The 26,150-nt window shown below is 57.4% G+C and carries 18 protein-coding genes and 3 pseudogenes; 6 read left to right on the plus strand and 15 right to left on the minus strand.

Translation table 11 applies throughout. The features are described 5' to 3' along the window. From B5D61_RS26435 to B5D61_RS18745, 4 genes and pseudogenes are all read right to left on the minus strand, one after another. Positions 1-234: pseudogene (locus tag B5D61_RS26435) on the minus strand (IS110 family transposase); the annotation flags it as partial. Positions 235-327: 93 nt separating this feature from the next. Continuing rightward, positions 328-717, minus strand: a pseudogene (locus B5D61_RS27235) (IS110 family transposase); the annotation flags it as partial. Positions 718-1,100: 383 nt separating this feature from the next. Further along, a pseudogene (locus tag B5D61_RS18740) lies at positions 1,101-2,921 on the minus strand (NACHT domain-containing protein); the annotation flags it as partial. 305 nt (positions 2,922-3,226) lie between these two features. Next, complete coding sequence (locus B5D61_RS18745; protein ID WP_078814966.1) at positions 3,227-6,781, minus strand: beta strand repeat-containing protein; 3,555 nt, start codon at positions 6,779-6,781, stop codon at positions 3,227-3,229. Positions 6,782-6,940: 159 nt separating this feature from the next. Here B5D61_RS18745 and B5D61_RS18750 point away from each other — a divergent pair, with 159 nt between their 5' ends. Continuing rightward, positions 6,941-8,104, plus strand: coding sequence for an acyltransferase family protein (locus tag B5D61_RS18750; RefSeq protein WP_078814967.1), 1,164 nt, complete (start codon positions 6,941-6,943; stop codon positions 8,102-8,104). 7 nt (positions 8,105-8,111) lie between these two features. Here B5D61_RS18750 and B5D61_RS18755 read toward each other — a convergent pair whose 3' ends face one another. From B5D61_RS18755 to B5D61_RS18765, 4 genes are all read right to left on the minus strand, one after another. Continuing rightward, the gene (locus tag B5D61_RS18755; RefSeq protein WP_078814968.1) at positions 8,112-8,420 is read right to left on the minus strand and encodes a Dabb family protein; all 309 of its coding nucleotides are present in this window, start codon (positions 8,418-8,420) and stop codon (positions 8,112-8,114) included. Between the two features lie 61 nt (positions 8,421-8,481). Continuing rightward, a complete protein-coding gene (locus tag B5D61_RS27010) occupies positions 8,482-8,607 on the minus strand; it encodes a hypothetical protein (protein ID WP_281251800.1) in 126 nt (41 codons plus the stop codon). 92 nt (positions 8,608-8,699) lie between these two features. Next, a complete protein-coding gene (locus B5D61_RS18760) occupies positions 8,700-10,391 on the minus strand; it encodes an ABC transporter permease (protein WP_078814969.1) in 1,692 nt (563 codons plus the stop codon). Positions 10,392-10,418: 27 nt separating this feature from the next. Then, on the minus strand, positions 10,419-12,083 hold the full coding sequence (locus tag B5D61_RS18765) for an ABC transporter substrate-binding protein (RefSeq protein WP_139373363.1): 1,665 nt from the start codon (positions 12,081-12,083) through the stop codon (positions 10,419-10,421). Positions 12,084-12,225: 142 nt separating this feature from the next. Between B5D61_RS18765 and B5D61_RS18770 the strand changes: the two genes are divergently transcribed. Continuing rightward, positions 12,226-12,606, plus strand: a complete 381-nt coding sequence (locus B5D61_RS18770; RefSeq protein WP_176159528.1) for a YkvA family protein — start codon at positions 12,226-12,228, stop codon at positions 12,604-12,606. Here B5D61_RS18770 and B5D61_RS18775 read toward each other — a convergent pair whose 3' ends face one another. Genes B5D61_RS18775 through B5D61_RS18795 form a run of 5 tightly spaced genes read right to left on the minus strand, consistent with a single transcriptional unit; the run spans position 12,607 to position 20,449 of the window. Beyond that, the gene (locus tag B5D61_RS18775; RefSeq protein ID WP_078814972.1) at positions 12,607-14,454 is read right to left on the minus strand and encodes an acyl-CoA dehydrogenase family protein; all 1,848 of its coding nucleotides are present in this window, start codon (positions 14,452-14,454) and stop codon (positions 12,607-12,609) included. A 45-nt stretch (positions 14,455-14,499) separates the two neighbouring features. After that, a complete protein-coding gene (locus B5D61_RS18780; RefSeq protein WP_078814973.1) occupies positions 14,500-16,632 on the minus strand; it encodes a 3-hydroxyacyl-CoA dehydrogenase NAD-binding domain-containing protein in 2,133 nt (710 codons plus the stop codon). 27 nt (positions 16,633-16,659) lie between these two features. Then, positions 16,660-17,937, minus strand: coding sequence for a thiolase family protein (locus B5D61_RS18785; protein WP_078814974.1), 1,278 nt, complete (start codon positions 17,935-17,937; stop codon positions 16,660-16,662). Between the two features lie 27 nt (positions 17,938-17,964). Continuing rightward, on the minus strand, positions 17,965-19,455 hold the full coding sequence (locus B5D61_RS18790; protein ID WP_078814975.1) for a phenylacetate--CoA ligase family protein: 1,491 nt from the start codon (positions 19,453-19,455) through the stop codon (positions 17,965-17,967). Beyond that, positions 19,409-20,449 carry a patatin-like phospholipase family protein gene (locus B5D61_RS18795; protein ID WP_078814976.1) on the minus strand — a complete coding sequence of 347 codons (1,041 nt, stop codon included), beginning with the start codon at positions 20,447-20,449 and terminating at the stop codon, positions 19,409-19,411. The genes B5D61_RS18790 and B5D61_RS18795 overlap by 47 nt, the downstream gene beginning before the upstream one ends. A gap of 142 nt (positions 20,450-20,591) precedes the next feature. Here B5D61_RS18795 and B5D61_RS18800 point away from each other — a divergent pair, with 142 nt between their 5' ends. Beyond that, complete coding sequence (locus B5D61_RS18800; protein WP_176159529.1) at positions 20,592-21,512, plus strand: bifunctional riboflavin kinase/FAD synthetase; 921 nt, start codon at positions 20,592-20,594, stop codon at positions 21,510-21,512. On the opposite strand, the gene B5D61_RS18805 is transcribed toward B5D61_RS18800, so the two are convergent. Beyond that, complete coding sequence (locus B5D61_RS18805) at positions 21,495-22,448, minus strand: endonuclease/exonuclease/phosphatase family protein (protein ID WP_078814978.1); 954 nt, start codon at positions 22,446-22,448, stop codon at positions 21,495-21,497. The two genes, B5D61_RS18800 and B5D61_RS18805, sit on opposite strands and share 18 nt — an antisense overlap. 16 nt (positions 22,449-22,464) lie before the next feature. Next, positions 22,465-22,728, minus strand: coding sequence for a Sec-independent protein translocase subunit TatA/TatB (locus tag B5D61_RS18810; protein WP_078815093.1), 264 nt, complete (start codon positions 22,726-22,728; stop codon positions 22,465-22,467). A 182-nt stretch (positions 22,729-22,910) separates the two neighbouring features. Between B5D61_RS18810 and B5D61_RS18815 the strand changes: the two genes are divergently transcribed. From B5D61_RS18815 to B5D61_RS18825, 3 genes are read left to right on the plus strand one after another with little or no spacing between them, the layout of a single operon-like run. Next, the gene (locus B5D61_RS18815) at positions 22,911-23,852 is read left to right on the plus strand and encodes an ABC transporter ATP-binding protein (protein WP_078814979.1); all 942 of its coding nucleotides are present in this window, start codon (positions 22,911-22,913) and stop codon (positions 23,850-23,852) included. Positions 23,853-23,866: 14 nt separating this feature from the next. Next, entirely contained in the window at positions 23,867-24,625 is a 759-nt protein-coding gene (locus B5D61_RS18820) for an ABC transporter permease (RefSeq protein WP_078814980.1), read from the plus strand. A gap of 33 nt (positions 24,626-24,658) precedes the next feature. Beyond that, on the plus strand, positions 24,659-26,149 hold the full coding sequence (locus tag B5D61_RS18825; protein WP_078814981.1) for a DUF7088 domain-containing protein: 1,491 nt from the start codon (positions 24,659-24,661) through the stop codon (positions 26,147-26,149). Position 26,150: the final 1 nt, after the last annotated feature.

Here is a 26,150-nt window from a genome sequence, read left to right on the forward strand (position 1 = left end):
CCGCCACTGGCCGCTGTCGCGGTTGAACGGTGCTAGGCCTGCAAGTGCCGCGGCCTGCTCGCGTTTGAGGGAGCCGAGTTCGGGCATGTGGGCGCACAGGCACAGGGCGCTGCGCCAGTCGATGCCAGCCGCTTCATCCAGCCGTTGTGACCTGGCCTGAAGTGCGGCGTTTTCAGCGGCGACTTCGCGCATCAAGGTTTCGAGTTTGACGATTTCCAGGTTCAAGTTGGTCATGAGGCGTCTGATCTGGGCCGCCAACCAAAGGTCGGCATGTTGACGCAGGCGGGTTTTATAGCGGGCGCGCTCCTCAACGAGGCTGTCGCGCTGGGCCACCAGCAGGGCCAGACGGGCAGTGGCGGGATCTGCGGGTGGAGTGGTCGCAGGCTTGAGGGCGGAGCCATAAGCAGCAAGGATGGAGGCATCGATGCGGTCGGTCTTGGCCAGGCGGTTTTGAGCGCGGGCGAAGTCACGGGGCAGGCGTGGATTGACGAGGCTGAGGGGAATTTTGCCTTCGTGAAGAGCTTGGACCATGAGGCGCTCATAGCCGCCGGTGGCTTCGCAAATGACCTGCACAGAGCGAGGGTGTTTGGCGATGAGGTTGCGCAGCTTGCGCACGCCGCAGGGAGTGTTTGGAAAGGAGTGATTTTGGGAGAGGAAGGCAACTTCGAGAGAGTCTTTGGAGACATCAACGCCGAGGTAGACAGGATCGGGGCACATGGATTAAATGGAAGGAGTTGGTGAGGGGTTGGATCAACCTTGTGGATACGAACTCTCGCAAAGCGCGAAAACGCCGTGTGAGGTTCAGGCAACTGTTCGATCTCAGACCGATGAAGCAGAAGAGGGCCAAGCTGGGCTGCGAACTCCCGCAAGGGGTTCAAGGGCGAAGGGGCCTCTCTCCTGCTTGGCGAAGGCGGGCGGCCGCCCGCCTTCGCCAAACCGGTTTTCAACTTATGCAGAACCTCTGCAAAGAAAGAAACCAAATGGATATACAAGGGGGCGAGATAGAGGAGCTCTGCTAGCCACGTATGGACCATTAGCTGTGCGAGCTGCCTGCTATTCAAGTCCCTCGTGTGGTCAGCAGGCGGCGTTGACTCAAGGCGCTTATGCACCTCCGCCTCGTCATACCCCACGACTCGTGAGGTGATGAGGAAGCGGGCCTGGGGGTGGGCCTCGAAGCCTTCCCAGATGGCATCGCGGAGGGCGCGGCGTTTGGCGGGATCGCCGATCTCGTCGAGGCCGTCGAGCATGAACCAGGCCTCAGGGCTTTCCAGCAGGGCGGTCCAGGTGGTGTCATCGGTGGCGAGCGGGGCGGCCATGGCGGGTTTGTGCTCGTCATGCCGATGCCGCAGGAAGGTCTCCAGCAGGGTTGCCCAGGTCCATTTCTCCAGCTCCCTCGGCATGTCCCGCACGACCTCGCGCAGGATGATGGGCAGAGGGATGATCTTGCCAAAGGGGGCGATGTCCTTGGACGGCACCGGAGCGGCCAGGGCGGTGACGAGCCACTGGATGAGCGTGCTTTTGCCCATGCCCGGATCGGCTAGCAGGACGACGCGCCGATCCTTGACCAAGCGGGGGAGCAGGGCCTCGGTTTTGGTTTGCCCGTTCTTCATGGCTTCCTGCATCTCCTCCGGGCTGACCCGCTGCTCCGTGCAGGTGGGCTGGACAAAGAGATCCACGATCTTATCCGGCCCCTGCTTCTGCTTCGGGTCCTCCACCGCCGGGATGCCGACGGCGTTGTGGATGGAGAAGCGGGCGGTGAGGTTAGCCTTGTAGCGGGTAATCGCGGTGATGTGGAGTTGGTTGGCGGTGAGGTTTTCTAGATAGGCGTGGGTGGTTGCGTCGCGAGCTTTGCTCTGGGTGTCGCCATGATCCACGCTGCTCTGGAGGGCGTCCAGCTTGCCATCCATGGCCGCCAGGAGGGCGCTGTCTGTCTCATGGGCGGTGATGAAGGCGGTGAGCTTGGCGTTCAGTCCGGCGATCTGCTGCGGGAGGCGCTGCACGGTGCGGCGGACTTCATTGAGCATGAGCCGCTGAGTGGCGATGCGGAGGCGCTGGTGGTCCTTGTCCTTCAGCACGCTGCCAAAGGCGGCGGGGAACTCGATGGCCAGGGCAGCGAGGGTTTGCCGACGGAACTCGGACGCTCCGCCGAGATGGGGCAGGTCGGTGGCGCACAGGCTCTCAATGACCGGGGCCAGGACGGTGTCATACCACTGGGCGAGCAGGGTATCTGCTGTGGAGGCGAGGCTGTCATCCTGGAGGTCCAGGAAGGCGCTGTCCACCTGCCCGGCGGGGAAGAGGGCCTCGAAGGCGGCGCTGTCGCCCTTCTTCACGGCCTGCTGCATCTGGCTGCGCAGGTGGTCGGCGGCCTGGTTCAGGCAGCGAGTGATGAGTGAGTGTTTGGCCGCGCTTTGCCCTACGCTCTGGGCATACCGCCGGGGCACGGGCCCGCGCAAGGCCTGCTCCAGGGAAAGAATGAGGGCGCGGCGGAAGTCGTGTTTGAAGTCCGGGTAGTCTGCCGGTGCCTGGAAGGCGCGGGGAAAGGCATCGGCGGCGATGTTTCCCAGCAGGCCGCCAATGGAGTCGCCCAACTGCTCCTCGCTGCCCAGGGTATCCCCCAGCAGGTCATAGGTCATGTCACCCAGGAGGCTGCCCGCGTATCCGACCAGGGGGCCGCCAATGGCGACGCCGATGCCAATGCCAGCCAGACGACAGCAGGTGCGCGCGGGGAATTTCATGGGCCGGATGATGGAGAAGCCGCTTAGTCCCGGCAAGCGCAAGCTAGGATATTTTGCACGGTGGCTCACTCGTCCGTGACCGAACCCATGGGGCGCGAGTATGCCGAAGCGAGGCAACGCACCCTTTGTTTGGTTTGGGTAAGCTTTGAGGGCCAGGGCTGAGACAGTATCGGTGAGCCGACGCATATGGTGTAGGACTGCGGGGCGCTGGGAAAGTGAGGCGAGTGGTCTTCGACACACTCGCGCTCCGGTCGCTCGGTTTGCCTGGCGGTAGGGTCCAGGAGTGGGGGCTCCCAGCCCTCAGCCCGGATGTGTGAGGCCAAGCTGGCCTCACGCCTTGGGGGAAGCGAAGCGCTGGATGGCCTTGAGCTGCTCGGAGCCCCGCCTTGAAGCTGACTCAGGGGAGGCCCGATGCCCCCGAACCTTCCGGCTGAAGCCGGGGCTCCTAACGGGTTGAGCCTTCGTGGGGGGAATGGCCCTCGGATGCGGGTTTACCGCACGGATGCGGGTTTCCGCCGACGCATGAGGAGGAAGCCCAGGCCAAGCCCGAACAGCAGGAGGCGGGAGGGCTCGGGGACGATGTAAACGATGCCGTGGCTTTGGAAGAGGGAGGTGTCCCAGGAGAGGCCGATGTTGGTGATGTCGGGGAGCTCGAGGATGCCTGCGACGTCGCTTTGACTGATGCCGGCGATGCCGAGGCCGGAGAAGTCGAAGAGGTCAAAGACCATGCCGCTCTGGTAGGTGATGCCGGTGGGGATGATCTGGACTCGGGTATCGGCATGGAAGGTGAGGGTGCCGGTGACCTCCAGGGAATCGTGCTGGCTGCCGGAGGGGTCAAGATCGCCCAGGGCCAGGATGGCTAGGTTGCGGGTGGCCTGATCCTGGCCGGGATCAATGAAGGCGAGGGCGCCCTGAATCTGCACCTGAATGAGGGCATCGGCGAGGAAGCTGGCGCTGGAATTCACGGTGAGGGTGCCGATGGCGGTGCCGCGTGTGCCACCTGGAAGAACGGTGCCTGCCACGGTGATGGCGCGGCCGAGGGTGCCATTGCCACCGAGGGTGCCTGTGGCAGCGACCTGGAAGGCCGCGCTGGGAGTGAAGGTCTGCTGCTGGATGTAGAGGGCTCCATCCACCTGGGTCAGGCTGCTGAGCTGGAACAGACTGGCGCCGGTGCCGATGAGCTCGACGGTGGCGTCCTCGCCGATGCGCTGGATGCCGGTGGTGTTGCCAAAGGGATCGAGATCAATGGTGGCGAGGCCGGTCTGAGTGGCATTGGCGATCCAGGTGCCGCCGGTGAGCGTGCCTGCACCATCGTTTTGCACGAGGGTGATGTCATCGAAGGTGCCGGAGGCGGCGGTGGTGATGCGGAAGTTGCCGCCGAGCACCTCGACCGTGCCTTGGTTATCAAAGGTGCCTGCGCCTGTGTCGGAGCTGAAGCTGAAGAACTGCGCCTGATCGCCACTGGCGTCCGAGGCTTGCTTTTGAATGAGGCCGCCCGGGGCATTGGTGAAGGTATAACCATCGCGCATTTCGAAGTCGCCGATGTTGCCAAAGATGAAGCTGCCGTTGTTGACGAACTGGCCTCCCGACGTGCTGCCCGTGAGGTTATCGTTGGTGGTGCTGGGGCTGTGATTGAAGGTGCCGTTGTTGATGAAGGTGCCATTGCCCGCAAGCACTCGATTGCCATCTCCATTGACATTGAAGACACCGTCATTGACCACGCTCAAACCACTGGCGATCGAGAGTGTGGCGGTGCTGTTCCACTCGACGGTGCCGGTGGCGGCATTGAGCCACTGGCCCGCGCCGGTGAGTGCGCGGGTGCCGGTGCCGTTGATGTTGAAGGTGCCTTCGTTGCGCAGGCGCGTATCCGCCGCGATGCTGAGGGTGGTGGCCACATCCCAGTTGAAGCTGCCTGTGCTGCCATTGAGGAACTGACCGCCATCTTTGAGGGACCGGGTGCCGGTGCCGGAGATGGTAAAGATGCCGTCATTGCGGAAGAGGACGGTGGAGGTGATGCCCAAGCCGCCGCCGGACCAATCCACGCTGCCGGTGCTGTCGTTGATGAATGACCCCGTGCCCTCATAGCTGCTGTCGCCACTGCCGGTCTGGATGTTCCAGGTGCCTTGGTTCCTGAAGGTGCTGTTATCGGAGATGGTGAGCAGGCCGTCGGTGTGGTTGAAGACACCGCCTGCGGCGTTGATGAACTCGCCACCGCCGCTCAGTGTCTTGGTGCCGCCAACGGTGACGCCGAAAATGCCACTGTTGGTCAGGGTGTTGCCCTGGGTGAGGATGGTCTGCTGCGACCACACGATGCCATTGCCGCTGATGTTGAGCGTGAGCCCCGCCGTGCCAATGCTGAGGTCACTGGCCACGGAGCCGTTGCCGCTGTTGGCGATGCGGAAGGATGAGCTGGAACTGCCTTTGATGACGCCGGTCCATTCCCCGGCAATGTCTAAAGAGCCGCCGTCAGCCGTCCAGGTCGCGGTTTCCACACTGGTGCCGCCAGAGGCTAAGCGGAGAAAACCGACGGTGGCCTGGATCTCACTGCCATCCATGGCGTGGAATTTACCCACGCCGAAGACGAAGCTAGGGTCTCCACTGCTGGAGGTCTTCTTCAGGAGGCCTTTGTTCTCAAAGCTGCTGGTGTTGAGGAACTGGAGATCGCCCGCACCTTGGAAGTCGTAGGTGTCGGTGTTTTCATAGACGACGGAGTTGGTGAGGACGAAGTTATCGTTACCGCCACTCTGGATGTGGTTGAAGGTGCCGTTATTGATGAAACGACCTGTGCCTGCCAGGGTGGCGTTGTTGCCGTCAATGAATTGGGCGGTGCCATTGTTGATGACTTGATTGCCGTTCAAGGAGAGCGTGCCGCGATTGAAGGTCATCAGTCCTGCAGCAGTGGTCGTCAGCGTGCCTGTCCCTCCCAGAACGATGGTGCCGGTGCTATTCATGACGAGGGTGCCATCATTGCGGATGTTGGCATTCGCCGTGAGGTTGCCTTGCGTCAGAGTGAACGTGCCATCGGTGGCATTGATCAGGGTGCCGGTGCCCGCCAGCGTGATGGTGGTGGACGTGGTGCTGCCTTGCAGCGTCATGCTGCCATGGTTGGTGAAGTTGGCGTCCGTGAGAGTCAGGGTGCCGGACTCCAGTCTGAATTCTCCATCGGTGCCGTTTTCCACACTGCCAGTGCCCTGGACCGTGGCTCCCGTGCCCGCGAGGCGCAGAAGGCCGTCGTTGCGGAGAGTATTGCCATTGCCATCCAGGATCCCGGTGGTCCACAGGAGGCCGCCGCCCGTGATGTCCAGGATGGTGGTAGCTGCCTGAGCGGAAAAGATGCCACCGGTGCTTCCGGCAGGGTTTTCATTGGTGAGGGCCACGGAGCCGCTGCCCGTCATGCTGGAGACTCCACGGAGCAGGCTCCAGCCACCCGTGAAGGATAAGGTCGCCCCACTGGCAACGGTGAAATTACCCCCGGTGGATGCCGCCGCTCCGGCACTGGTCGAAGCCCCAGAGATATTAAGATGACCCGCATCCACTTGGATATCGCCATTGTTGACGAAGGCTCCCCCCGTCGTGCTGCTGAGTGGGAAGAAATAGGAAGGATCATTGGCCGAGCCATCGGTGCCCTGGGTCTTATGAATGAGGCCGTTGTTGGTGAATGTGGTGCCTGCCGAATTGAGACGTAGATCAGCTCCGCAGTCGATTTGAAGCACGCCTGCATTGATGATCTTGGCTGAACCATTGAGAACGATGTTGTCATTGCTGCTGTTGGTATCCAGAAGCAGCCGACCCCCCTCATCAATTTGAAGGGTGCCGGGGCCATTGAAGTTGCGACCTCCCGAGCCACCGGTGGAGTTGAAGGTGACAATGGCCCCGGTGGGGATATTCACCAGGATGCCCGAGTTGATGGTGATATCTCCGCCGGTCCAGGTATCTCCGTCAGCGAGAGTGGTGTTCGTGCTGAACGTGCCTGCGATATCAACCCCGAAGGCTGAAGACAGGGCAGCAGTTAACAAAAGAAAGGGGACCAAGAAGTGACGAAGCATGACTGTGGCAATGGGCGGGTGGGGATCCCAAAGGGGGAGGTCAGGTTAGGGGAAAATGAAACGTCATCTCAAGCACTTTTGATCACCCGATGAGAGCTAAAGGATTTCTTTGCTCATGGGCCGAAAGCCTGTCAGATCGAGTCGCGTTGGTTTCCGGCCATGTCTCCCACTCAGCGCCTTGTCTCCCTGGATGCCTTTCGCGGCTTCATCATGCTCTTGATGGCTTCGTCCGGGTTTGGCTTGGTGCAGATGGCCAAAGCGCATCCAGAGAGTTCCCTGTGGCAGCACGTGGCCTATCAGGTGTCTCATGTGGAATGGATAGGCTGTGCACTGTGGGATCTGATCCAGCCGGCCTTCATGTTTATGGTGGGGGTGGCGGTGCCGTTGTCTCTGATGCGACGGCAGGAATCAGGGCAGGGCTTTTTTCTCCGCTTGTTTCATGCGCTCTGGCGTTCGGTGATTCTGGTATTGCTGGGCGTGTTACTCTCGACCCGCACCACCGACACGCAGACGAACTGGCTCTTTACCAATGTGCTGGCGCAGATTGGTTTGGGCTATGTGTTTCTCTTTGTGCTGGCTTCTCTCGGGTGGGAATACTGTGCTGCGGCGGTGATCCTGATTCTGGTGGGGGATTGGTATTGGTTTTTCCAGCATCCATTGCCTGCACCTGATGCCGATCTGACTGCCTGGGGAGCAACTGCTGCCGATGTGATCCCTGGTCGCTTCGCCGCCTGGAGCAAACATCTCAATGCGGCGGCGGATTTTGATCGGTGGTTGCTGAACCTTTTTCCAAGGGCTCAGGCTTTTGTTGCCAACCCCGGTGGTTATACCACGATGAACTTTGTGCCAGCGCTGGCGACCATGCTCATGGGCGCGATTGCTGGGGAAAAGCTACTCCGCAGTTCAAAGACCCATGGGCAAAAGGCCGCAGGTTTGTTGATCGCGGGGATTGTGTGCCTGTTGATCGGCACCATTCTCGGCATCGTTGCTGTGCCGATTGTGAAACGCATCTGGACGCCGTCGTGGGTGATGTTCAGCGGCGGGTGGGTGCTGATGATGCTGTCCGTGTTTTACTGGCTGGTGGAAGTGGCCGGTCAGCGGAAGCTGGTCTTTCCTTTGGTCGTGGTGGGAATGAACAGCATCTTCATTTATTTGATGCATAGCCTCACCTTTGGCTGGCTGCGGGACACGCTGAAAGTGCATGTGGGGGCTCCCTTTTTCAGTGGACCCTGGGGGCCTGTTTGGGAGCACTGCGGCGCTCTAGCCATTCTGTGGCTCCTCTGCTGGTGGCTCTACCAGCAGAGGGCCTTTTTAAAGATCTAAAAGATCTTCAATGAATCGGAGCGGTGTCATAGACGATCACCTTTTCAAAGAAGGGCTTGCACGTATCCACGAAGCGTTTGTGCTTGGGGCAGTCCTTCTGGTAGAACTCGTGATCAGCGAGATTCTTGAAGTGCAGGGTCAGCGAGTAGTTGAAGCTGTGATCCGTGACGGACCGCTCTTCCGTGGGGGCAGGTTTGCCGACAAAGCCATGCTCAAGATAATCAATGGTCTTGAGGGCGATAAGTTCGTTTTCAAAGGTTTCGACCTGGGCTGGAGTCAGGTCCGATTTCAGCCAAAAATAGACGTTGTGAATCATGGTGACCGCATGATGACACGGACTGTGATGAGCCGTCAATCGGCAAGAACTTCACGTGCCCTTACTTCGAGTCCGCTTTGGTCGGCGGCGCGGCGGCTTCAGGTGGTAGTTTTTCAAAGACGGTCAACTTGGCCAATCCATAGTAGTAGCCGATGACACTGCCCAAAAGGAGCAAGAAAGCGAGCATGGGCCAGAAACCTGGAAGCCAGGGTGGAGATAAACGTCGGCGGCGTGACATAGGGAAAGGATGGCGATGACCGGTAAAGTGAAAGCGAAATCTTAGCGGAAGAGAGCTCCGAGTTTCTTACCCAAGAGCAGGGCTGCACCGACGATGGTGATGGTGAGGAAAATCATGGCCCAGACTCCCAAGGCTGAGGCGAGATTGGGGCCATTCCCCAGAGCCATCACCAAGAAGTAGATGGCTTTAGTGATGGGGAAATGAGCCGATTGCTGCGCAAGAATCATGGAGTCACTCACCTCCAGCATGGCAAAGGCGAAGGCTAAAAGACCGCCCGCGAGCAGATTGGGAGCTACCAACGGAAGTGTGACACGCCAAAGGGCCCGCTCGGGACTGGCCCCTAGGTTTTGCGCAGCTTCTTCGAGCGCTGGGTTCACCTGCTGAAAGCCTGCGGTGGCAGATCTTACGATGTAAGGAAGACGGCGGACGGCATAGGCGATCACCAGAATCAAGAAGGGATCTTCTCCCAGGACGAGCCAGTCAAAAGGTTGTCCTGGGCGAGTCATGGCGAGGTAGCCAAAAGCCATCACCACCCCAGGCACGGCGAGAGGCAGCATGGCCATCGCATCCAAAACCTGGCGGCCCCAGATGCGCGTGCGCACATTCACGTAAGCGACTCCGATGCCCAGCACCATGGCGAAAGCGATGGCGATCACGGAGTATTTGAGGCTGTTTGAAATGGAACTGAGCGTCAGTTCGTGACTCAAAGCTTCCTGGTAATGATGAAGCGTGAATGAATGAGGTAGGACCGTGGCATACCAATCGTCGGCAAAGCTGAGCAGCACCACCCCCAGATGCGGAATGACAGCCAGGAAAATGACCAGCGCGAAAAAGATCGTGCATAGCCACCCCAACCCATAAGGCAGATGAATCGTTTCACGGGCCATGGTGGCACGGCCTCCACCAGTCGCGTTGGCTCGGCCAAAGAAGAGCTTACTCAGTGAGTAAATAAGCGTGCTGAAGACCAGCATGACCACCACGAGAGCGTAGGGGAAAGGATTGTCACTGAGGTCATTGAGCGAGCGGAAAATCTGCACCGAGGTGACACGATCAAAGTCAAAGACCAACGGCACACCGAGCTCTGTGAAAGCCCAGATGAAAACGATGGTTCCACCAGCAAAAATGCCGGGCATGATGAGCGGAAGCGTGATCCGCCAAAAGCGCTCCAAAGGGCGGCACCCCAGATTGGCGGCCGCCTCTTCCATCGCCGGATCGAGATTGGCCAAGGCTGCGGCGACATTGAGGTATAGGACAGGATAGAGGTGCAGAACCTCCATGATCACAATGCCGAGCATTTGCCCCTCGCCTAACCAATCGGTGGGATGCTGCGGATTCATCCACCCAAGGTGGATGAGGGCGGAGTTGAGAGCACCGGCTTGGCCGAGGATCGCTTTGACTCCGATCGCCCCGACGAACGGAGGCAGGACCATCGGGGTCAGCACCAGGCTATTGAGCAAGTTTTTGCCAGGGAAGGCATAGCGGACGAAAAAGACCGCCAGGGGAATGGACATGACCAAGCAACCGAGCGTGGTCCAAATGGCGATGAGAAACGAATTGATCAGTCCTTCTTGGTAGATGTGATTGCGGAAAACCTCGAAGACAAACTCCAGCGTCAATTGGTGATCTGGCGTCTCGAATGCCAGCTTCACCGTGGTCCAGATGGGATAGGCAAAGAAACAGCCGAAGAATGCGGCCATGACGCCAAAGACCAGCAGGGCAAGGGTGCGAGACATGAGAGGGGAGCGATGGGGAGAGAAAAATTATTGGCCTCGACGCGCTAGGCGGATGGCTAAAAGATAGTTATGCCGGAAGCCATCGCCCAGAGTCCTGGCCAGCCGTGTTTCCGCCACCTTATCCCGAGAGCGGACGACTTTGGTGATGTCACCCGTCGCCGTGTCATAACGGATGTTGTTCAACTCTTGAAAAACGTAACTGGCACGTGGGGGCTGTTTAGCTTGAATCAGCGCTTCCCAGGCCTGACGTTGCTCGATATGGGTGTCCACGCACATCACTCGGATGAGGAACCTCAAGGTGCTGAAGGCTGAGGCCGTCCATTCGGGGTGGTAGGTGAAGGCCTTGGCTTTTTCATAAGGCATCTCATCGGCATCACTCATGTAACGAAGGTTCTCCGCATTGTAGAAGGCTTTACGAGCCGCCAAACGACGGAGTGCAGAACGCTCTGGGCCACCTGGGGCGCCTGCCCGGTAAGCCCAGATTTTTTGCCCGGCATCGCTGAGGACAAATTCAATGAAAGCCGTGGCCAACTCAGACTCAGGAGCACCGCGAAACATGGCAATCGGGTCCACGCTAACAGAGCTACCTCCCACAGGCATGATGAAACCGACACGGGAACGACCATCAGGCTTGCGTGTGGATTCTTCCGTGGAGCGCCCATAGTAGTCAATGCACATGCCAGCAGCGGCATCTCCTCTCGCCACATCCAGCGGGATCTTACTGGAGCTGTCACTGAAATAGCGTGCGTTGGCACTGATGCGTTGAATGAGATTAAGCCCGTTTCGCCAGCCTTCCCGGACGCCGACCGCTTCGATCTCTTCCGCCGTTTTGAGCATCCCTGGATTCTTGGTCAGGCGGGCGATGGCCTCCTGCATCTCTTGTTGAATGAGCATTTCAAAGGCCTTGGTCACTGTGGCACTGCGACCTGGGTCGGCGAGGGCCAATTGGCCAAAGAGGCGTGGATCTGCGAGATCGCGCCATTGCTGAGGATCGTTTTCGATGCCCAAACGGCGAAGCACATCCCGGTTGAAAACGATGCCGAAACTGGAGAGACAGCAGGCGATCCAGCGGTGTTTACCATCGCGGAAAGGCTCTCCGCTCACCATCTCGGGGATGCCCTCTTCTCCAAACCACTCGGGGTGTTTTTCATGAAGAGAGGCGATGCCAGTGCCTGGGGCATTTTGAGACACCAGAGTGCCCGCTTCGGCTTGGAGCTGGAAATCATAGGCCCCGCCTCCGAAAAAGACATCCATGCCGACTCCCACTGAGGAGTTCAAAAAAGCCTGTCGAGCCGGGAAATCTGCCGGTGCTTTGGCATTCATGAAATTCTGAGCCACTTCGGCGGTCCATTCTCGCCCCATCTGCCGGGTCCAATATTGCTGAAAGGCGGCACTAAATTCGGACTTCAGCATGACCGCGATTTCTGAAGTTCCGCCTGGGACGCGCCAGTCGAGGGCAATCGTTTCCCCGGTCTTGTCCTTCCAATATTTAACGAAAGCGACACTGAACTCAGCACGGAGCCGCTCTGGGTGGGGGGTGACGATGACTAACTTTCGACTGGCCGTGGCCGATGCGGTTGGCTGTCCCGGCTTCATCAGGAAGGGGCCGAGAAGCGTCGCCAGCAGAGCTCCCAGAATGAGGGCCTCCTTTCGCCAGCGTCTGAGAAAAGTGGGGGCAGCGGCATCTGTCATCACGGCGCCTATCCAAGCGGAGCCCGTGCCAGAGGGCAACCTAGCTTTTCCATAGTCAGCAACTTTTCAGCCGAAGAGGCATTGCAAAAAAGATTCTTTTTCAGAATCGCCAAAGAGGTGCATGGTGAGAAACTCTGCCGCTATGTCCACCCCAGACGCCCAGCACGATATCGACATCGCTAAAGTGACCCAGCGAGCCAAGGATATTGAAGACAAGCTCCCCAAGCTGCGTCAATGGATGGCGCACGGGAAGATCATGCTGGATTTGGTGAAGGATTACTGGGCAGGTCGTTATCGTGATGTTCCCTACTGGGTCATCAGTGCCGTGGCTCTCGCCTTGCTGTATGTGCTGAACCCGGTGGACGTCATTCCCGATGTGATTCTGGGCATCGGATATCTGGATGATGCCACGGTCGTCGCCTTTTGTCTGAAGCTCATCGAACGTGAGCTTCAGAAGTATAAGGACTGGAAAGCGGCTCAGACTCCCGATGGAAAAGAAGCCGTCAAGGTGATCGACGTTTGATCAATTGACCAAGTCCCGCACGATCTCGCGAGCCGCTTTTTCATCGCTCTCATGCAGGGCTTTGTAATGGCTGAGCAGGCGCTTTCGGGTGAGCTGGCCAAAGTAGATCACCTTGCGGATGAGTTTGTCGATGACATCAGACTTCACGCTGGAGTCGGTAATGAGGTTCTCGGCATAGGCCAGTGTGGTGGACCACACAAAGAGTTCTGCCCCGATATCCACGATATGGCCTAACAAAACCTGCCGTCTTTCCAAAGCGGGGCCGTTGATGACCATGGCATGGAAGAGTGTCCGGGCGAGTTTCTTACTTTGGCGCGCGACTTCTGCCAAATCATCACGCAGGTTCGGATGCAAGGTCTCACCGGCGCGTCCTGGGAAGGCAGGCAACCATGTGGAAGGATACCATGTGGAGTAAGTTCTGGCTGCACGCATGGCCGCGCGAGCCCTACGCTTCATGGGCAGTGTGGAGTTCACCACCTCTGCACCGATCTTGAGGTGGGGGTCCAGAGCCTCACGGGCGATGAAGAGACGCATGATCTCACTGCTGCCTTCAAAGATGGTGTTGATGCGGCAGTCACGGAAAAGGCGCTCCACAGGATCAGGTCTTTCACCACGAGCTTTGAGGGAATCCGCAGTCTCATAGCCACGACCGCCGCGGATCTGCATCGTGTCATCCACAATGGTCCAGGCATGCTCACTACCCCACAGTTTGGCAATGGCAGCTTCCAGACGCACATCGGCGTGTTTGTCACGATCAACCAAGGCGGAGACGTAATGCACGACCGCTTCCATCGCGAAGCTATCAGCCGCCATGCGGGCCAGCTTATCGGAGATGGCGGCATGTTTGGCCACAGGTTGCCCCCACTGGACACGTTCATTCGCCCAGCGAGTGGAGATTTCCAGACAGCGTTTCGATAGACCCGCACAAGCGGCCGGCAGGGTGATACGGCCCGTATTGAGAGTGGTCAGGGCCACTTTCAAACCGCGTCCTTCACCGCCCAAGATATTGGCCCGTGGCACGCGGACATTATCAAACCGAACGACGCCATTGTAGAGCGCCTTGAGCCCCATGAAGCGGCAACGATGAACAATCTCGACACCTGGCCAGGAGGTCTCGACGATGAATGCTGTGGTGGCATGAGGTTTATCAGGCGTCGGCGTGCGTGCCATGACCACGATGAGTCCGGCTTTGAGGCTGTTCGTGCACCAGAGCTTTTCACCATGGATCAGGAAATGGTCTGGACCATCAGGCACCGCAGTGGTCGTCATCCGGGCTGGATCGCTCCCTACATCATTTTCTGTTAGGGCAAAGGCACTGATCTCCCCTTGAGCACAGCGTGGTAGATAGCGAGCTTTCTGCTCCTCTGAGCCAAAGAGAATGAGAGGCTGGGGCGCGCCGATGGATTGGTGGGCCGATAGCAGTGCAGCTAAATTTCCGCATTCTCCACCCAGCAGCATAGCTGCGCGTGAATAGTTGGTTTGTGAGAGACCCAGACCACCATGAGAGGTGGGGATCTTGATGCCAAATGCTCCCACATCCGCCAACTCTTTCAGCAGGCTTTCGGGGATTTCTCCCGTGCGGTCGATGGCATCTGGGTCTGCATGATCAAGGATCGCTCTCAAGCGAGAGAGAAACGCATCACCTTGATCGTGGTCCTCCAGAGATTGCTTGGGGAAGGGGAGCAGCTTGCTGAAATCTGGCGTGCCGAAAAAGAGTCCCGCCGCCAACCCCACATTACTTCGCTCATCACGAGCGGACTCGGCCATTTCGAGGGCAGCCTTCTGCCCCGCTGACATCTTCGACATATCGATCATCGAAGCTTGAGAAGGAGTGAGTTCTGTTTTCATAAAGTGGAGTGGTTGAGGTGAAATCTGGTTTAATCGCAAAAGCGGTTAGGTTTTGGGGAAGGCCGCAGGCTCGAACGCGTTCGGTTCGGGGGTGCTGACATTGAGCATCCGGAGTTCGACGGCAGCATTGTCCGTCCCGAAGTCATTCAGCCAAGCTAAGGGCCCGCCTCGGAAAGGCGGATAGCCTGTGCCCAAGATCATGGCCAAGTCGATCTCAGATGGTTGCCGAGTCAGACCTTCATAGGCGCAGCGGGCAGCTTCGTTGCTCAGCAACAAGGCGAGCCGATGCTGCACATGCTCGATCATGGCGTCGTCATGATGGATGACGGTTTTCCGATTTCGGCCACCGTCTTTATAGCTGTAAAATCCCTGACCGGTTTTTTTGCCCAGCTTGCCTTCTGTCACGAGGCGCTTCAATAGGCTGGAACCTGTCAAACGATCCGGATAAGCCGCGCACAAGGTGTTGGCGACATGATCGGCCACGTCCAAGCCAATTTCATCCAGCAGACGCATCGGGCCCATCGGCATGCCAAACTCCAGCATGGCTTCATCGATGACTTCGGCGGCAACACCCGTTTCGTGAAGACGAACGGCCTCCATGAGGTAGGGCATGAGGATGCGATTGACCACAAACCCAGGGCTGTCTTTAACAACGATGGGCGTTTTCCCCAGACGCTGGACAAAGGCAACAGCGGTGGCGGTGACGTCGTCCGAGGTCTGGTCGGTCACGATGACCTCCACAAGAGGCATGCGGTGCACGGGATTAAAGAAATGCAGACCGATGACGCGTTCGGGATGGGGAACCGTCGCGGCCAATTCGGCGATGGAAAGCGCCGAAGTATTGGTCGCCAGGATAGCATCCGGGCCGCTTCGCTCAGCTAAGCCGGTAAAGATTTTTTTCTTCAATTCCATGTCTTCCGTCGCGGCTTCGATCACCAAGTGGTAGCGAGCCAATGGCACCGAGGTATGTTCCATCGTGAGACGATCCAGAGTGTCCTGCATATCGCGCCGGGTGAGGGCGCGACGTTTGATCCCGTCCTTCAATAGATCTTGAATGCGACCCAGCCCTTTGGCTAAGGCCAACGGATGGATGTCTTGCATCAAGACGTGGTTACCCCGGCTAGCCGCCCAGTGGGCAATGCCTGAACCCATGACCCCTGCACCGATGACAGCCACTTCATGAATGGGCATGGCCACCCCGCGTGGGTAGGGTTTCTTGGAGGCTTCTTCTTTGCGGAAGAAGAGATCGATCAAGTGCTCGGTCTGAGGGGTAAGAGCCAGATCCAAAATCGCGTGGCGTTCCAGATCCATGGCCTTTTCCAAGGGAGCTGCGGAGGCCGCTGTGGCTACTTCGATGGCACGCAAAGGGGCCTGATACAGACCTCGGGTTTTTTCCAAGACCTGATTGCGCACACGATGCGCCAGAGCGTTGCGAATCCCCGGCAGTTTCCAGAATGCGTGATTGAGTGGGACATCACGCTTCGGCAGACCTTCAGTGATCATTTTGCGCGCGGCTTTTTCCAGGTGTTCGCGCGGCACCACCTGATCGACCAGGCCTAGCCGTTTGGCTGAGGATGGTTTCAGCAGCTTTCCGGTGACGATGAGTTCGAGACCGGTGGGAAGTCCCAACAGTTGTGGCAAACGAGTGGAGCCACCCCAGGCGGGGATGAGGCCGATCTGGGTCTCAGGCAATCCTAAACGAGTCTGCTCACTGTCGCTAGCCAAGCGAGCATCACACGCCAAGGCCAATTCCAAACCACCGCCAAGGCACGCCCCGTGGATGAGAGCGAGCTTCGGCATCGGCATGGCGGCGAGGCGGTTGAATACCTTTTGGCCTAACTGAATGAGCGTTTCCACTCGACGCACCGGGGCATTGCGCACGGCTTTGAGGTCTGCACCGGCGATGAAGATTTTATCTTTGGCACTCTGGATGACCAGTGCTTTGGCCGCTCCCTCTCGACTGAGGGCTTCCAGGCAGAGAGCGAATTCTCGAAGGGTGTTTTCGTTCCAGACATTGGCGGCGCTGCCTTGCATGTCAAAGGTGATCCAGGCGATGTCCTCGTGGTCTCTTTCCACCTTGAAGTGGTTCAGTGAATGCACTCGGTTGGCCGGTGTGGGCGGATTGGGGATAAAGGAATCCTTATCCGCCACGATGTTTTCCAGCAGATGAGTTTTCATAAGTTTAAAGGGGTGAAGGTTTTGAATTCAGACTCTTTCCAGGATGGCTGCTCCACCCTGACCGCCGCCAATGCACAGGCTGACGAGTGCCCGACGACCCTGGTTTTCACGCAGTTGGTCGAGGGCTGTTAACACGAGTCGGGCTCCCGTGGCGCCGACGGGATGACCGAGGGCGATGGCACCACCTCGTGGGTTCAGACGCTCCTCGGGGATTTCACCCAAGGGGGCTTCTAAGCCCGCACGGCGTGCGCAGGCGGGATCTTTGAGGGACTGCAAAACGGCGAGCACTTGGGCGGCAAAGGCTTCATTGATCTCCACCAAATCCATATCTGGGAGATGCAGGTGGCTGCGGTGAAGGACGGCATCAATCGCACGCACAGGGCCCAAACCCATGCGACGGGGATCACAGCCGGTGTAGGCATAGTCCACCAGACGCCCCAAGGGTTGCCAACCATGTCTAGAGACAGCCTCTTCACTGGCGACTAGCAGAGCAACGGCACCATCCGTGATCTGGCTGGAGTTCCCTGCGGTGACGGTGCCCTGATGGCGATCAAACATGGGCTTGAGACGGGCCAGCTTATCCAGGGTGGTGTCGCTTCGCACGCCGTTGTCTTCTAAAACTGGCTGCACCGAGCAGCCCATGACATAGAGGGGGCTGACTTCTCCGCGTAAAGCGGAGGCCGCAGAGAGTGCCCGCTGATGACTGCGCAGGGCAAAGGCATCTTGCATCTCCCGACTGATTTTAAACTCGCGGGCTAGGAGCTCGGCGGTTTCTCCCATGTTCATATCAACCACGGGATCAGTGAGGCCGAGCTTCAGTCCGATAACAGGGGCAAAGTCGGAGGGACGAAAAGTCGTCATGGCGCCGATCTTCTGGCCAAAGCTTTTGGCTTTACCTAGCAGGCCGAACTTCTCCGCAGCGCTGCGTGAGAAATAGAGCGGCATGTTGGACATGCTTTCGGTGCCGCCGACAATAAAGATATCCCCCTGGCCAGCGCTCATTTTCGCGTGCGCTGTGGTCAGGGCTTCCAGACCAGAGGCGCAGTTACGATGCACGGTCATGGCAGGTTTGCTTTCCGGCAAACCGGCGCGCAGGGAGATAACACGGGCGATGTTTTGCGCCTGGGCAGGCTGGCCAACGCAACCAAAGATGGTTTCATCGACGGTATGGGGCTCCAAGCCTGTCTTAGCAAGAAGGGCGGTGATGGAGGCGCGCCCGAGATCCACAGCATCCAGGCCGGCGAGGCTGCTGCCCGCGCGGGTGAAGGGAGTGCGGATCGCTGAGATGATGTAAAGAGGTTTCATGGAAAGGGAAGGTTGATGTGATGGGACCTACCGAGAAGAGAGTTGAGCATCGGAAGCGCGCGCCTGTTTGCGGCGGTCGAGCAGCTTCACTTCTTTGAGCAGCTTGCCGACTCCGAGGCGCTCACGCATGTCCGCAAGGTCATGCAGGTGAATGGCATTGGGTTTGATTTCGGTGACCTCGGCAAAGCGGCGTTGGATGCGCTGCTCTAGCGTATTTGATTCAGTGCCTCGCTCAGGTGCGACGTGCAGGATAAGCTCATCGACTTCATGAGGATCGTCATGGCGTTTGCAGAGCTCGATCTGCCAGGCTGCGACACCTTTTTGATCATCCAGGAGATGTTCCAAGATATTGAAATTCACCAAGGTGCCTTTGATCTTGTCCAGATGCAGCTCACGGACTTCACTCACGCGACTGATGGGACCCAGTAAGCGAGGGCAAGTGCGACCACAGTAGGGGCAGCGAGACCAAGTGAGGCCTCCTTCCGCAATGTCCCCGGTGCGGTAGCGTAGGACCACAGTGCCACGGGCGTCCAGCGGAGTGAAGACGATCTCTCCCGGGTGCCCGTCAGGAACGGGGAGGCCGTTTTGCGGAGAAACGAGTTCAATCATCGCCAGATCAGGGCTGATATGGAAGCCACTGCCCGTCTCAGCAGGGCATTCGGGGAAGGCCATCTTCGCTTCGGTAAAGCCGTAGGTGCTGATGACATAGACATGTTCACTGCCTAGCTCTGCGGCCAATGCGATTAGGCGAGCGCGTAAGCCCTCGGCGACTTTTTCGCCACCGAGGACGATGCGTTTGAGGTTAGGCCAATGCCTCCCCGTTTCGACAGCCTCACGCATGAGATGATACATGAAGGTGGGCATGCCGATCAGCACATCGGGTTGGATCCGATCGATCAGATTCATATTGCCTTCGGTGCCTAGGCTCTTACCTCCACCGGTGCTGACCATGAAGGTGCCGAAACCGAGCCCTGCGTGGTGGGTTTGCCAGAAGGCGAGATGCGGTGCAAAAGGGAAGGCGTTGATGTGGCGAAAATCCTTCTGAGAGCGCCCACATTCCATCAAGCGGCGGCCGGCGATATCGAGGTTATGAAGGTCGTGCTTGGTGAAAAGGAAGGGCACCGGGTCCGAGGAACGCCCAGTCGTGCTGGTGAGCATGACGGGACGAAACTCCTCTTCAATGGCGTTCTTTGCGGCTTCACGGCCATGCAGTAGTGCGTTTTTTATGACGCTCCATTCTCGGCGGAGAACCGCTTCTTCGGGCATCAGCACGAACTCACGCTGCTGATCCCTAGGCACGGTCAGGTCGCTCTTGCTGGTGAAGGGGACATGAGCCCAGTCTTCCAGGCTGCGAAGATCCTGAACTGTCAGATCATGTTCCTTAAACAGTCGCCGGTAGTGGGTGCTAAAAGGGAGCACGCGCTGGCTGAGGTAGGTGCGGAGACGATGGAGTTGCCAGTCCTTCCAGACCTCACGCGGCGCAGAGTCCCAAGCAGGGGTTGTCGATAGAATTTTCATGGTCGGGGTTTTGGTTAGAATTGACCTTGTCCAAAAGGGCCCGGATTCGAGGAAGAGCTTCTTCTGCTGCTCGCCGCCCTGCGGTGATGTAGCGGTCGAAGTTCTCAAAATCGAACCAAGTGCTTTCACAAAAAAAGGGATGGATGACCACATCCGCCCGGCGGCATTCCTTTTCCGCAAGTCCTAGCTGTGCGGCCATGAGGCCACGGCGGAAGGTGTCCATGACATTGCCGTAAGCGAGAAGGTTGATGGGCTTGAGCAAGGCGCGAAGGGGATGTTTCCAAAAACTATTGGACTCAGGCGGTGCTCCGAAGGCCGCATCACGACAGTGGAGAATGTCTTGCGTGGTGGGCAGGACATTCACGGCAATGATCGAATCCAAGGCGAATCGGCCCTGAAGTAAACTGGCAGGCAAAGGTTCCGCCGCACCTCCATCGGTGAAACGCCTGCCATTCAAATGCACGGGGGCGCAGATCCCGGGGATGGCGGCGCTGGCCTGCACGGCTGCACCCAGAGGACCGCTATCGAAAACATACGGCGAGAGCGTGTCTAAATCCGTAGCCACGATCAGAAGCGGGATGTTTAAATCATCAAAAGTTCGATTGCCCAAGGAGCGTTCCAGGTGACGGCGGATTTTATTGCCACGGATCAAGCCGCTGCTGGGAGGAAAAACAGGGTCCAGGAGGCGGAGTAAAGTGCGACGATCTTTGATTTCTTGGGCCAAAGATTGCAGATCTTCACTTTTGAATCCGGCGGCATAAAGCGCGCCGACATAGGCCCCCATGCTGGTTCCCGCGATCGCAGCGATGGGGATGTCGTTTTCCTCCAAAACCTGGAGGACGCCGATGTGTGCGAGTCCGCGGGCACCTCCACCAGAGAGAGCTAACCCGACACGAGGTCCAGAGAGTGGAGGGAGCGGGCAGCCGCCTCCACCTCCCAGATCCTCTGCGTTTCGCATCCACCCGGGGGGAGATGGATTGAGGTTGGGATTCATGTTGATTGCCTCCTTCTTGATAAATTGGACGAGGTAATGGACTGAATCGTTCAACTCTAAATGGTAAATTTAGTGTCTTTTAAAGGCATCCATTCTTTGCTAAACGACGTAGGCTGAGCCACAAGCCAGTCTCATGTTATTCATGCGCTCCATCTCTGAACTTTCCCGATTGCGGGGCCCTGTGTCTTTAGCCATCGGCGTGTTTGACGGAGTGCATTTAGGACACCAAGAAGTGATCCGGGCAGCACTCGAGCATGCTCGGCAACATCAGGGGCAGGCCGTAGTGATGAGCTTCGATCCCCACCCCCTCAGTGTCCTGCGACCGGAGGCAACGCCTAAGCGCTTGTGTGGGGAGCGGCAGCGCTCTCGTGTGCTTAAACAAATGGGTGTGTCAGGCACGCTGTTATGCCCGTTCACGAAAGAAACGGCAGCCACTTCAGCTGAGGAATTTGTGGACTCATTGGTTCAGTCTTGCAGACCCTTGGGATGTATCTCAGTGGGATATACCTGGAGTTTTGGGAAGAACCGAAGTGGCAACATTCACGCCCTGATGGATCTCGGCCAAAGGCATGATTTCGCTGTTTATGGAGTGCCACCCATCCGAGTCGGTGGAGAAGTGGTCAGTAGCACTCTAATCCGCGACGCGGTCATGGCTGGTCATTTGGAGCGTGCGGCGCAAATGCTTGGCAGACCTTACTCTTTGTTAGGGGAAGTGGTGGAGGGGAAAAAGCTGGCGAGGCAGTTGGGTTTTCCCACGGCAAATCTAAAGTTGGAAGCCGAAGTTTTACCTCCCTATGGTGTGTATGCGACGGAAACGCTGGTGGCAGGGGTGTGGCTGCCTGGGATTGCCAATTTGGGGGTTAGGCCCACGGTGGAGGCGGGCGGTTCTGCCCCAGCCCTGGAGGTGCACCTCTTCGATTGGAGCGGCGACCTATACGGCCAGGATTTGGAAGTGCGTTTGAGTGCGTTTTTACGTCCAGAGCAAAAGTTCATCAGCGTGGATGAACTACGATTGCAGATCGAAAGGGACATCGCGCAGGCACGCTCACGGCTGACCCTGTGAAGCCACAGGCGGGCGAGGCTTCAAGGTCATAACGATCGGACGATGATCGCTCGCTTGGTCGAATTCGGCGGAGGAGAAGATGTAAGTGCCTTTCGTTTCGACGAGAGGACGCAAGGCTCGGCTGACAAAGAGATAATCCAGGCGTCCATAGACATCTGCATCATCCCAGAAATGAGTCCAGACCAGCCCATGCTCATCCTTGAGATGGAGATCGATCATGTAGCTCGGACTCGATCGTGAGCCGATGATCTCGCTGATGGCAGGCTCGTTACGATGTTCATTGAAATCACCGTAGCAGACGATTTTTTCCTGAGGGTTCTTATGGAAGACGCTATCGAGATGGCGGCGCAGAAGATGGGCTTCGTTACGGCGCATCAGGGCTTCATCGGCCTCAGGGATCGCCCGCTTGGATTTCAAATGAACGCCAAGGAAACGAATCTGCAACTGCGGGGAGAGCGTGACGGTGGCATCCAAGATGCCACGTTGCATGAGGAAGATGTCTTCGCCGATGTGGTATTCGAGTTTAACCTGCGAGTCCCGTGCGGTGATTGGAAAACGAGAAAGCAAGCCCAGGCTGCGGGTGGGGTCACCACCCATATTATGCTCCAGATAGGGGAGGTCGATGCCTTGCTGACGGAGACGGGTCTGGACATCCTGCAAATCCTCCAGTTTGCCGATCTCACAGACGCCGAGGATGTCTGGCCGGATGGTTTTGAGAAACTCAATGACCTTGCGCTTTTCCTTTTCAGGTTTTGAGGTCGGTGGTGCCTCCTTATCGTCAAAAGAACGCTGCATGAGCAGCCAGTTCTTGAGATTGTAGGAGCAAAAGACGACGGACTCGTGGCTCCACGATGAAGCCTGGCCGAGGAGAGCCAGACAAAAGAAAACGGCGGGGATTAAACCCCGCCGCGTGATCAGATGGTTATGGGAAACCATTAAAGCTGCCTCAAACTCAGACGTCTTGAGAGGAATTGACAGGCTGGCGTTTTTCCACTGGCGCTGGGATGGTTGGGCGCTGGGCTTCGTCTTGAGCGGTAGTCAGTTCGCGCTCGAACTCATCACGAGCTTTCTTGAATTCTCCCATGCTCTTGCCGAGGCTGCGGGCAAAAGTCGGAAGCTTCTTCGCCCCGAAAAGGACGAGGACGAGGATGGCGATGATGATCAACTCAGGGGTGCCGAGAGGACCAAGACCGGCTAGGATGACAGGTGTGTTCATGGCTGGGGGATAGATACTGGCTAAAACGAGGCTGCGCAAGCTGACCTTTCGGCAACATCACCGGCCTCAAAATGAACAGACTCTTTGGGGGAAAGTCTGTTCAGAGGTTGTCATCGGCTTTTGTCTGGTCTTTATTTCAAATCCTCCGAAAATAAATTTTTCTCTTTTTGCCCATTTCACAGATGATTTCCGTTCAAGACCTCACCAAGCAGTATGCAGGGCGCCTGGCGGTGAATCATATCTCCTTTGAGGTGCAGCCAGGGGAGATCGTCGGCTTTCTGGGGCCCAACGGCGCGGGTAAATCCACGACCATGAGGGTTCTATCAGGGTATATGCCCCCTTCTTCGGGGAGTGTGAAGATCAATGGTTACGATGTGTTTCGTGATTCCTTGGAGGTTCGGCGCTCAGTCGGCTACATGCCCGAGACGGCACCGCTTTACACCGATATGAAGGTGAAGGAATACCTTCGATTTCGAGGCGAGTTGAAAGGTTTGAAGGGGCGAGATATGCGCCGCCGGGTCGGGGAGGTCATGGATATGTGCTCCGTGACGGATGTGCGCCGTCGTTTGATTGGCAACCTTTCCAAGGGCTATCGGCAGCGTGTCGCGTTGGCGGATGCCTTGCTGCATCAGCCTCCTCTTTTGATCTTGGATGAGCCCACTGCGGGGCTGGACCCAGTGCAGATCCGGCAGGTGCGGGAATTGCTCGCTGGATTACGCCCCAAGCACACCATTTTGCTCTCCACCCACATCCTCCAGGAGGTGGAGCAGATTTGTGACCGGGTGATCATGATCCATCATGGCAAGCTTTTGGCCAATGATACGCCGGTGAACCTGATGCAAAAACTGCGTGCGCTGCACCAAGTCCAGGTGGAAGTGCAGGGGAAAGGCCAGATCTTGACGGACTTCGAGTCGATCCCTGCCGTGCGAAAGATTTCTGAAGAACCCAAGGACGGGGAGTGGAGCCGCTTTACCTTACGTGTGGAACCTGGCCATGACGTGCGCGAAACGGTGATGAATCTTGCCACCACCAAAGGCTGGAAAATCCGCGAGTTGCACCGCCAACTGCCAACGCTGGAAGATGTTTTTGTCGAACTTGCGGCCTCTGAACCCATCAAATCTTGATCTGACCGACACTCATGAGAATTTTCTGGGTCCTGCTGAAAAAAGAACTGCGCTCGTTTTTCGTGTCGCCGATGGCCTACATCGTCTTGGCGCTCATCATGGTGCTGAATGGTTTTTGCCTGCGCGCTGCGCTATCCCTGCTGGAAAGTGCGCCTAGCGAGGGTTCGATCGTTACTTGGACCTTCGATGCCATCTGGTTCTGGCTCTCCTATTTCTTCGTTTTCCCACTCCTCACGATGCGCCTCTTTGCGGAGGAAAAGAAGATGGGAACCTTCGAAACGCTGTTCACTGCACCCATTCGTGCCTGGCAGGTGGTCGGAGCTAAATACGTGGCCTCGGTCACGATCTACTGCATCCTTTGGGTGCCGAGTTACTTCAACTTTGAATTGCTGGGCTGGATCAGTGCCGGGCAGGTGGAGATGCCCCCGGGAGCCCTGAAGGGAAGTTACCTGATCTTGTTCGTCATGGGCTTGTTCAATCTGGCGATGGGCTGTCTAGCCTCCGCTTTGACATCCAATCAGATCATTGCAGCGGTCATGTCTTTCACCGCCAGTTTGCTGCACTTTTTGATGGGACTCTTCATCAGTGTCATCGGCCGTCGTGTGTCTGAGACCTTTGTGGATATCACCAACTATTTTGCCACCCGTGAACACATCCGCACGTTCACCAATGGTCTGATCGATACGAGACCGCTGGTTTATTATACCAGTTTGGCCCTTTTGTTCTTGGCGCTGACTCACCAGGTGGTGGAATTCCGCCGTTGGCGTTCATAAACGTGTTTTTAAGAGTTTTTGTTCTTCGCTGCGATGTCTGATTCTTCTCCGCAACCCTCATCCGCATTACCTTCTTCGGCTCCGAAGCGGTGGGGGATCGGCTTAAACGTGGCTTTACAGATCCTGCTTATCTTGGCCATCTTTTTTGGTCTCAACCGGTTGAGCTATCGCTATCACGTCCGTTGGGATCTCAGTCCTCAGCAGAGTTACACCCTAAGCGCGAATACCACGAATTATCTCAATAAGCTCTCCAAGGATGTTTTTATCGCGAACGTTTTTGCTCGCGATGCCAAGATTTTCCCCGATGTGCAGGCTCTTCTGGAAGAGTATCGGCTGAACGGTAAAGGGCGTATCAAGCTGCGCTCCATTGACCCTCTTCGGGACATAGATCGAGCTGAAGCCCTGAAAGCGGAAACTGGAATGGCATTGGATCAAAATGGTGTCGTCATTCGTGCAGGAGGACGCACTCGTTTCATCCGGGAAGAAGAGATGGTGATTCGAGATACGGGGACTGAGTCTGCTCGTCCGATCAAAGCCTTCCGCGGCGAGGATGCGGTGACCTCTGCCATGATTAACCTCATTGAAGGGGATGGCCGAAAGTTTTATCTGATCGTCGGGAAAGGATCTCGAACAGAAGCCGCACTCGCCGATGCCTTAGCGGCTCTCGGAGAGTTGGGACGGCAGCAGAACTTTAAGCTGATGCCGCTTAATTTCGCTGAGATCAATGGAGTGCCTGAAGATGCGGATGGGCTTTTGTTTGCAGGGATTCGTTACGACCTCTCTGAACGTGAAATTGCCATGCTGAAAGCCTATTGGGAGGGCAAGCGCGCAGGGCTGCTAGTGATGCTGGACCCCGCAGGAGAGACGCCTCGTTTGAATGCGTTTCTGGGCCTGAATGGAGTCACGCCGCGTGAAGACCGTGTTTTATTTGCCGAAAGCACCGGGGCAGGGGTGCGCAAGGAATTTTCGGTGCAGGCGATTTTTGATAACGAGTCGCCGATCACTCAGCCACTTTCGACTTCCACGATCATTTTACCGGGTCAATCGCAGTCTCTCGATGTGCGATTTGACGATGAGTATCTGCAAAAGCAGAACATCCTGGTGCACCCCCTGATCGGCGCTACCGATCGCTATTGGGGGGAAAAGAACTACCTCGAAGAACTACCGATCGTGGACGAGGAAGACCACAAACAACCCATCTACCTCGCAGCCTCAGTGGAGCGCGGCAGTGTGGCGGATGAGCGTCTGCGCGTGGATAGCTGTCGCATGGTGGTGGTGGGGAATTCCTACATGCTGGACAAAAAGTCGGCCTTAGCCGTAAACCGTGACTTTGTTGCTGCCAGTCTCAATTGGATCGTTAATCGCGAGAAACTCAGTGGAGCCCCCCCGAAACTCAAACACAGCTACCGCATCCAACTCAATTCACGGCAGAATGAGTTGATCTTTTGGATCACCACCATCGCTATGCCAGGGCTTGTTCTCGTCTTGGGGATGATGATCTGGGCGTCTCGGCGCGCAGCTTAAT

Origin of the sequence: Prosthecobacter debontii (assembly GCF_900167535.1) — a bacterium.
GTDB classification, from domain to species: domain Bacteria; phylum Verrucomicrobiota; class Verrucomicrobiia; order Verrucomicrobiales; family Verrucomicrobiaceae; genus Prosthecobacter; species Prosthecobacter debontii.

Excerpts from the sequence above, each read along its gene's own strand:
- B5D61_RS18745 (WP_078814966.1), bottom strand. The coding sequence starts at position 6,781 with ATGCTTCGTCACTTCTTGGTCCCCTTTCTTTTGTTAACTGCTGCCCTG.
- B5D61_RS18750 (WP_078814967.1), top strand. The coding sequence starts at position 6,941 with ATGTCTCCCACTCAGCGCCTTGTCTCCCTGGATGCCTTTCGCGGCTTC.
- B5D61_RS18755 (WP_078814968.1), bottom strand. The coding sequence starts at position 8,420 with ATGATTCACAACGTCTATTTTTGGCTGAAATCGGACCTGACTCCAGCC.
- B5D61_RS27010 (WP_281251800.1), bottom strand. The coding sequence starts at position 8,607 with ATGCTCGCTTTCTTGCTCCTTTTGGGCAGTGTCATCGGCTACTACTAT.
- B5D61_RS18760 (WP_078814969.1), bottom strand. The coding sequence starts at position 10,391 with ATGTCTCGCACCCTTGCCCTGCTGGTCTTTGGCGTCATGGCCGCATTC.
- B5D61_RS18765 (WP_139373363.1), bottom strand. The coding sequence starts at position 12,083 with ATGACAGATGCCGCTGCCCCCACTTTTCTCAGACGCTGGCGAAAGGAG.
- B5D61_RS18770 (WP_176159528.1), top strand. The coding sequence starts at position 12,226 with ATGTCCACCCCAGACGCCCAGCACGATATCGACATCGCTAAAGTGACC.
- B5D61_RS18775 (WP_078814972.1), bottom strand. The coding sequence starts at position 14,454 with ATGAAAACAGAACTCACTCCTTCTCAAGCTTCGATGATCGATATGTCG.
- B5D61_RS18780 (WP_078814973.1), bottom strand. The coding sequence starts at position 16,632 with ATGAAAACTCATCTGCTGGAAAACATCGTGGCGGATAAGGATTCCTTT.
- B5D61_RS18785 (WP_078814974.1), bottom strand. The coding sequence starts at position 17,937 with ATGAAACCTCTTTACATCATCTCAGCGATCCGCACTCCCTTCACCCGC.
- B5D61_RS18790 (WP_078814975.1), bottom strand. The coding sequence starts at position 19,455 with ATGAAAATTCTATCGACAACCCCTGCTTGGGACTCTGCGCCGCGTGAG.
- B5D61_RS18795 (WP_078814976.1), bottom strand. The coding sequence starts at position 20,449 with ATGAATCCCAACCTCAATCCATCTCCCCCCGGGTGGATGCGAAACGCA.
- B5D61_RS18800 (WP_176159529.1), top strand. The coding sequence starts at position 20,592 with ATGCGCTCCATCTCTGAACTTTCCCGATTGCGGGGCCCTGTGTCTTTA.
- B5D61_RS18805 (WP_078814978.1), bottom strand. The coding sequence starts at position 22,448 with ATGGTTTCCCATAACCATCTGATCACGCGGCGGGGTTTAATCCCCGCC.
- B5D61_RS18810 (WP_078815093.1), bottom strand. The coding sequence starts at position 22,728 with ATGAACACACCTGTCATCCTAGCCGGTCTTGGTCCTCTCGGCACCCCT.
- B5D61_RS18815 (WP_078814979.1), top strand. The coding sequence starts at position 22,911 with ATGATTTCCGTTCAAGACCTCACCAAGCAGTATGCAGGGCGCCTGGCG.
- B5D61_RS18820 (WP_078814980.1), top strand. The coding sequence starts at position 23,867 with ATGAGAATTTTCTGGGTCCTGCTGAAAAAAGAACTGCGCTCGTTTTTC.
- B5D61_RS18825 (WP_078814981.1), top strand. The coding sequence starts at position 24,659 with ATGTCTGATTCTTCTCCGCAACCCTCATCCGCATTACCTTCTTCGGCT.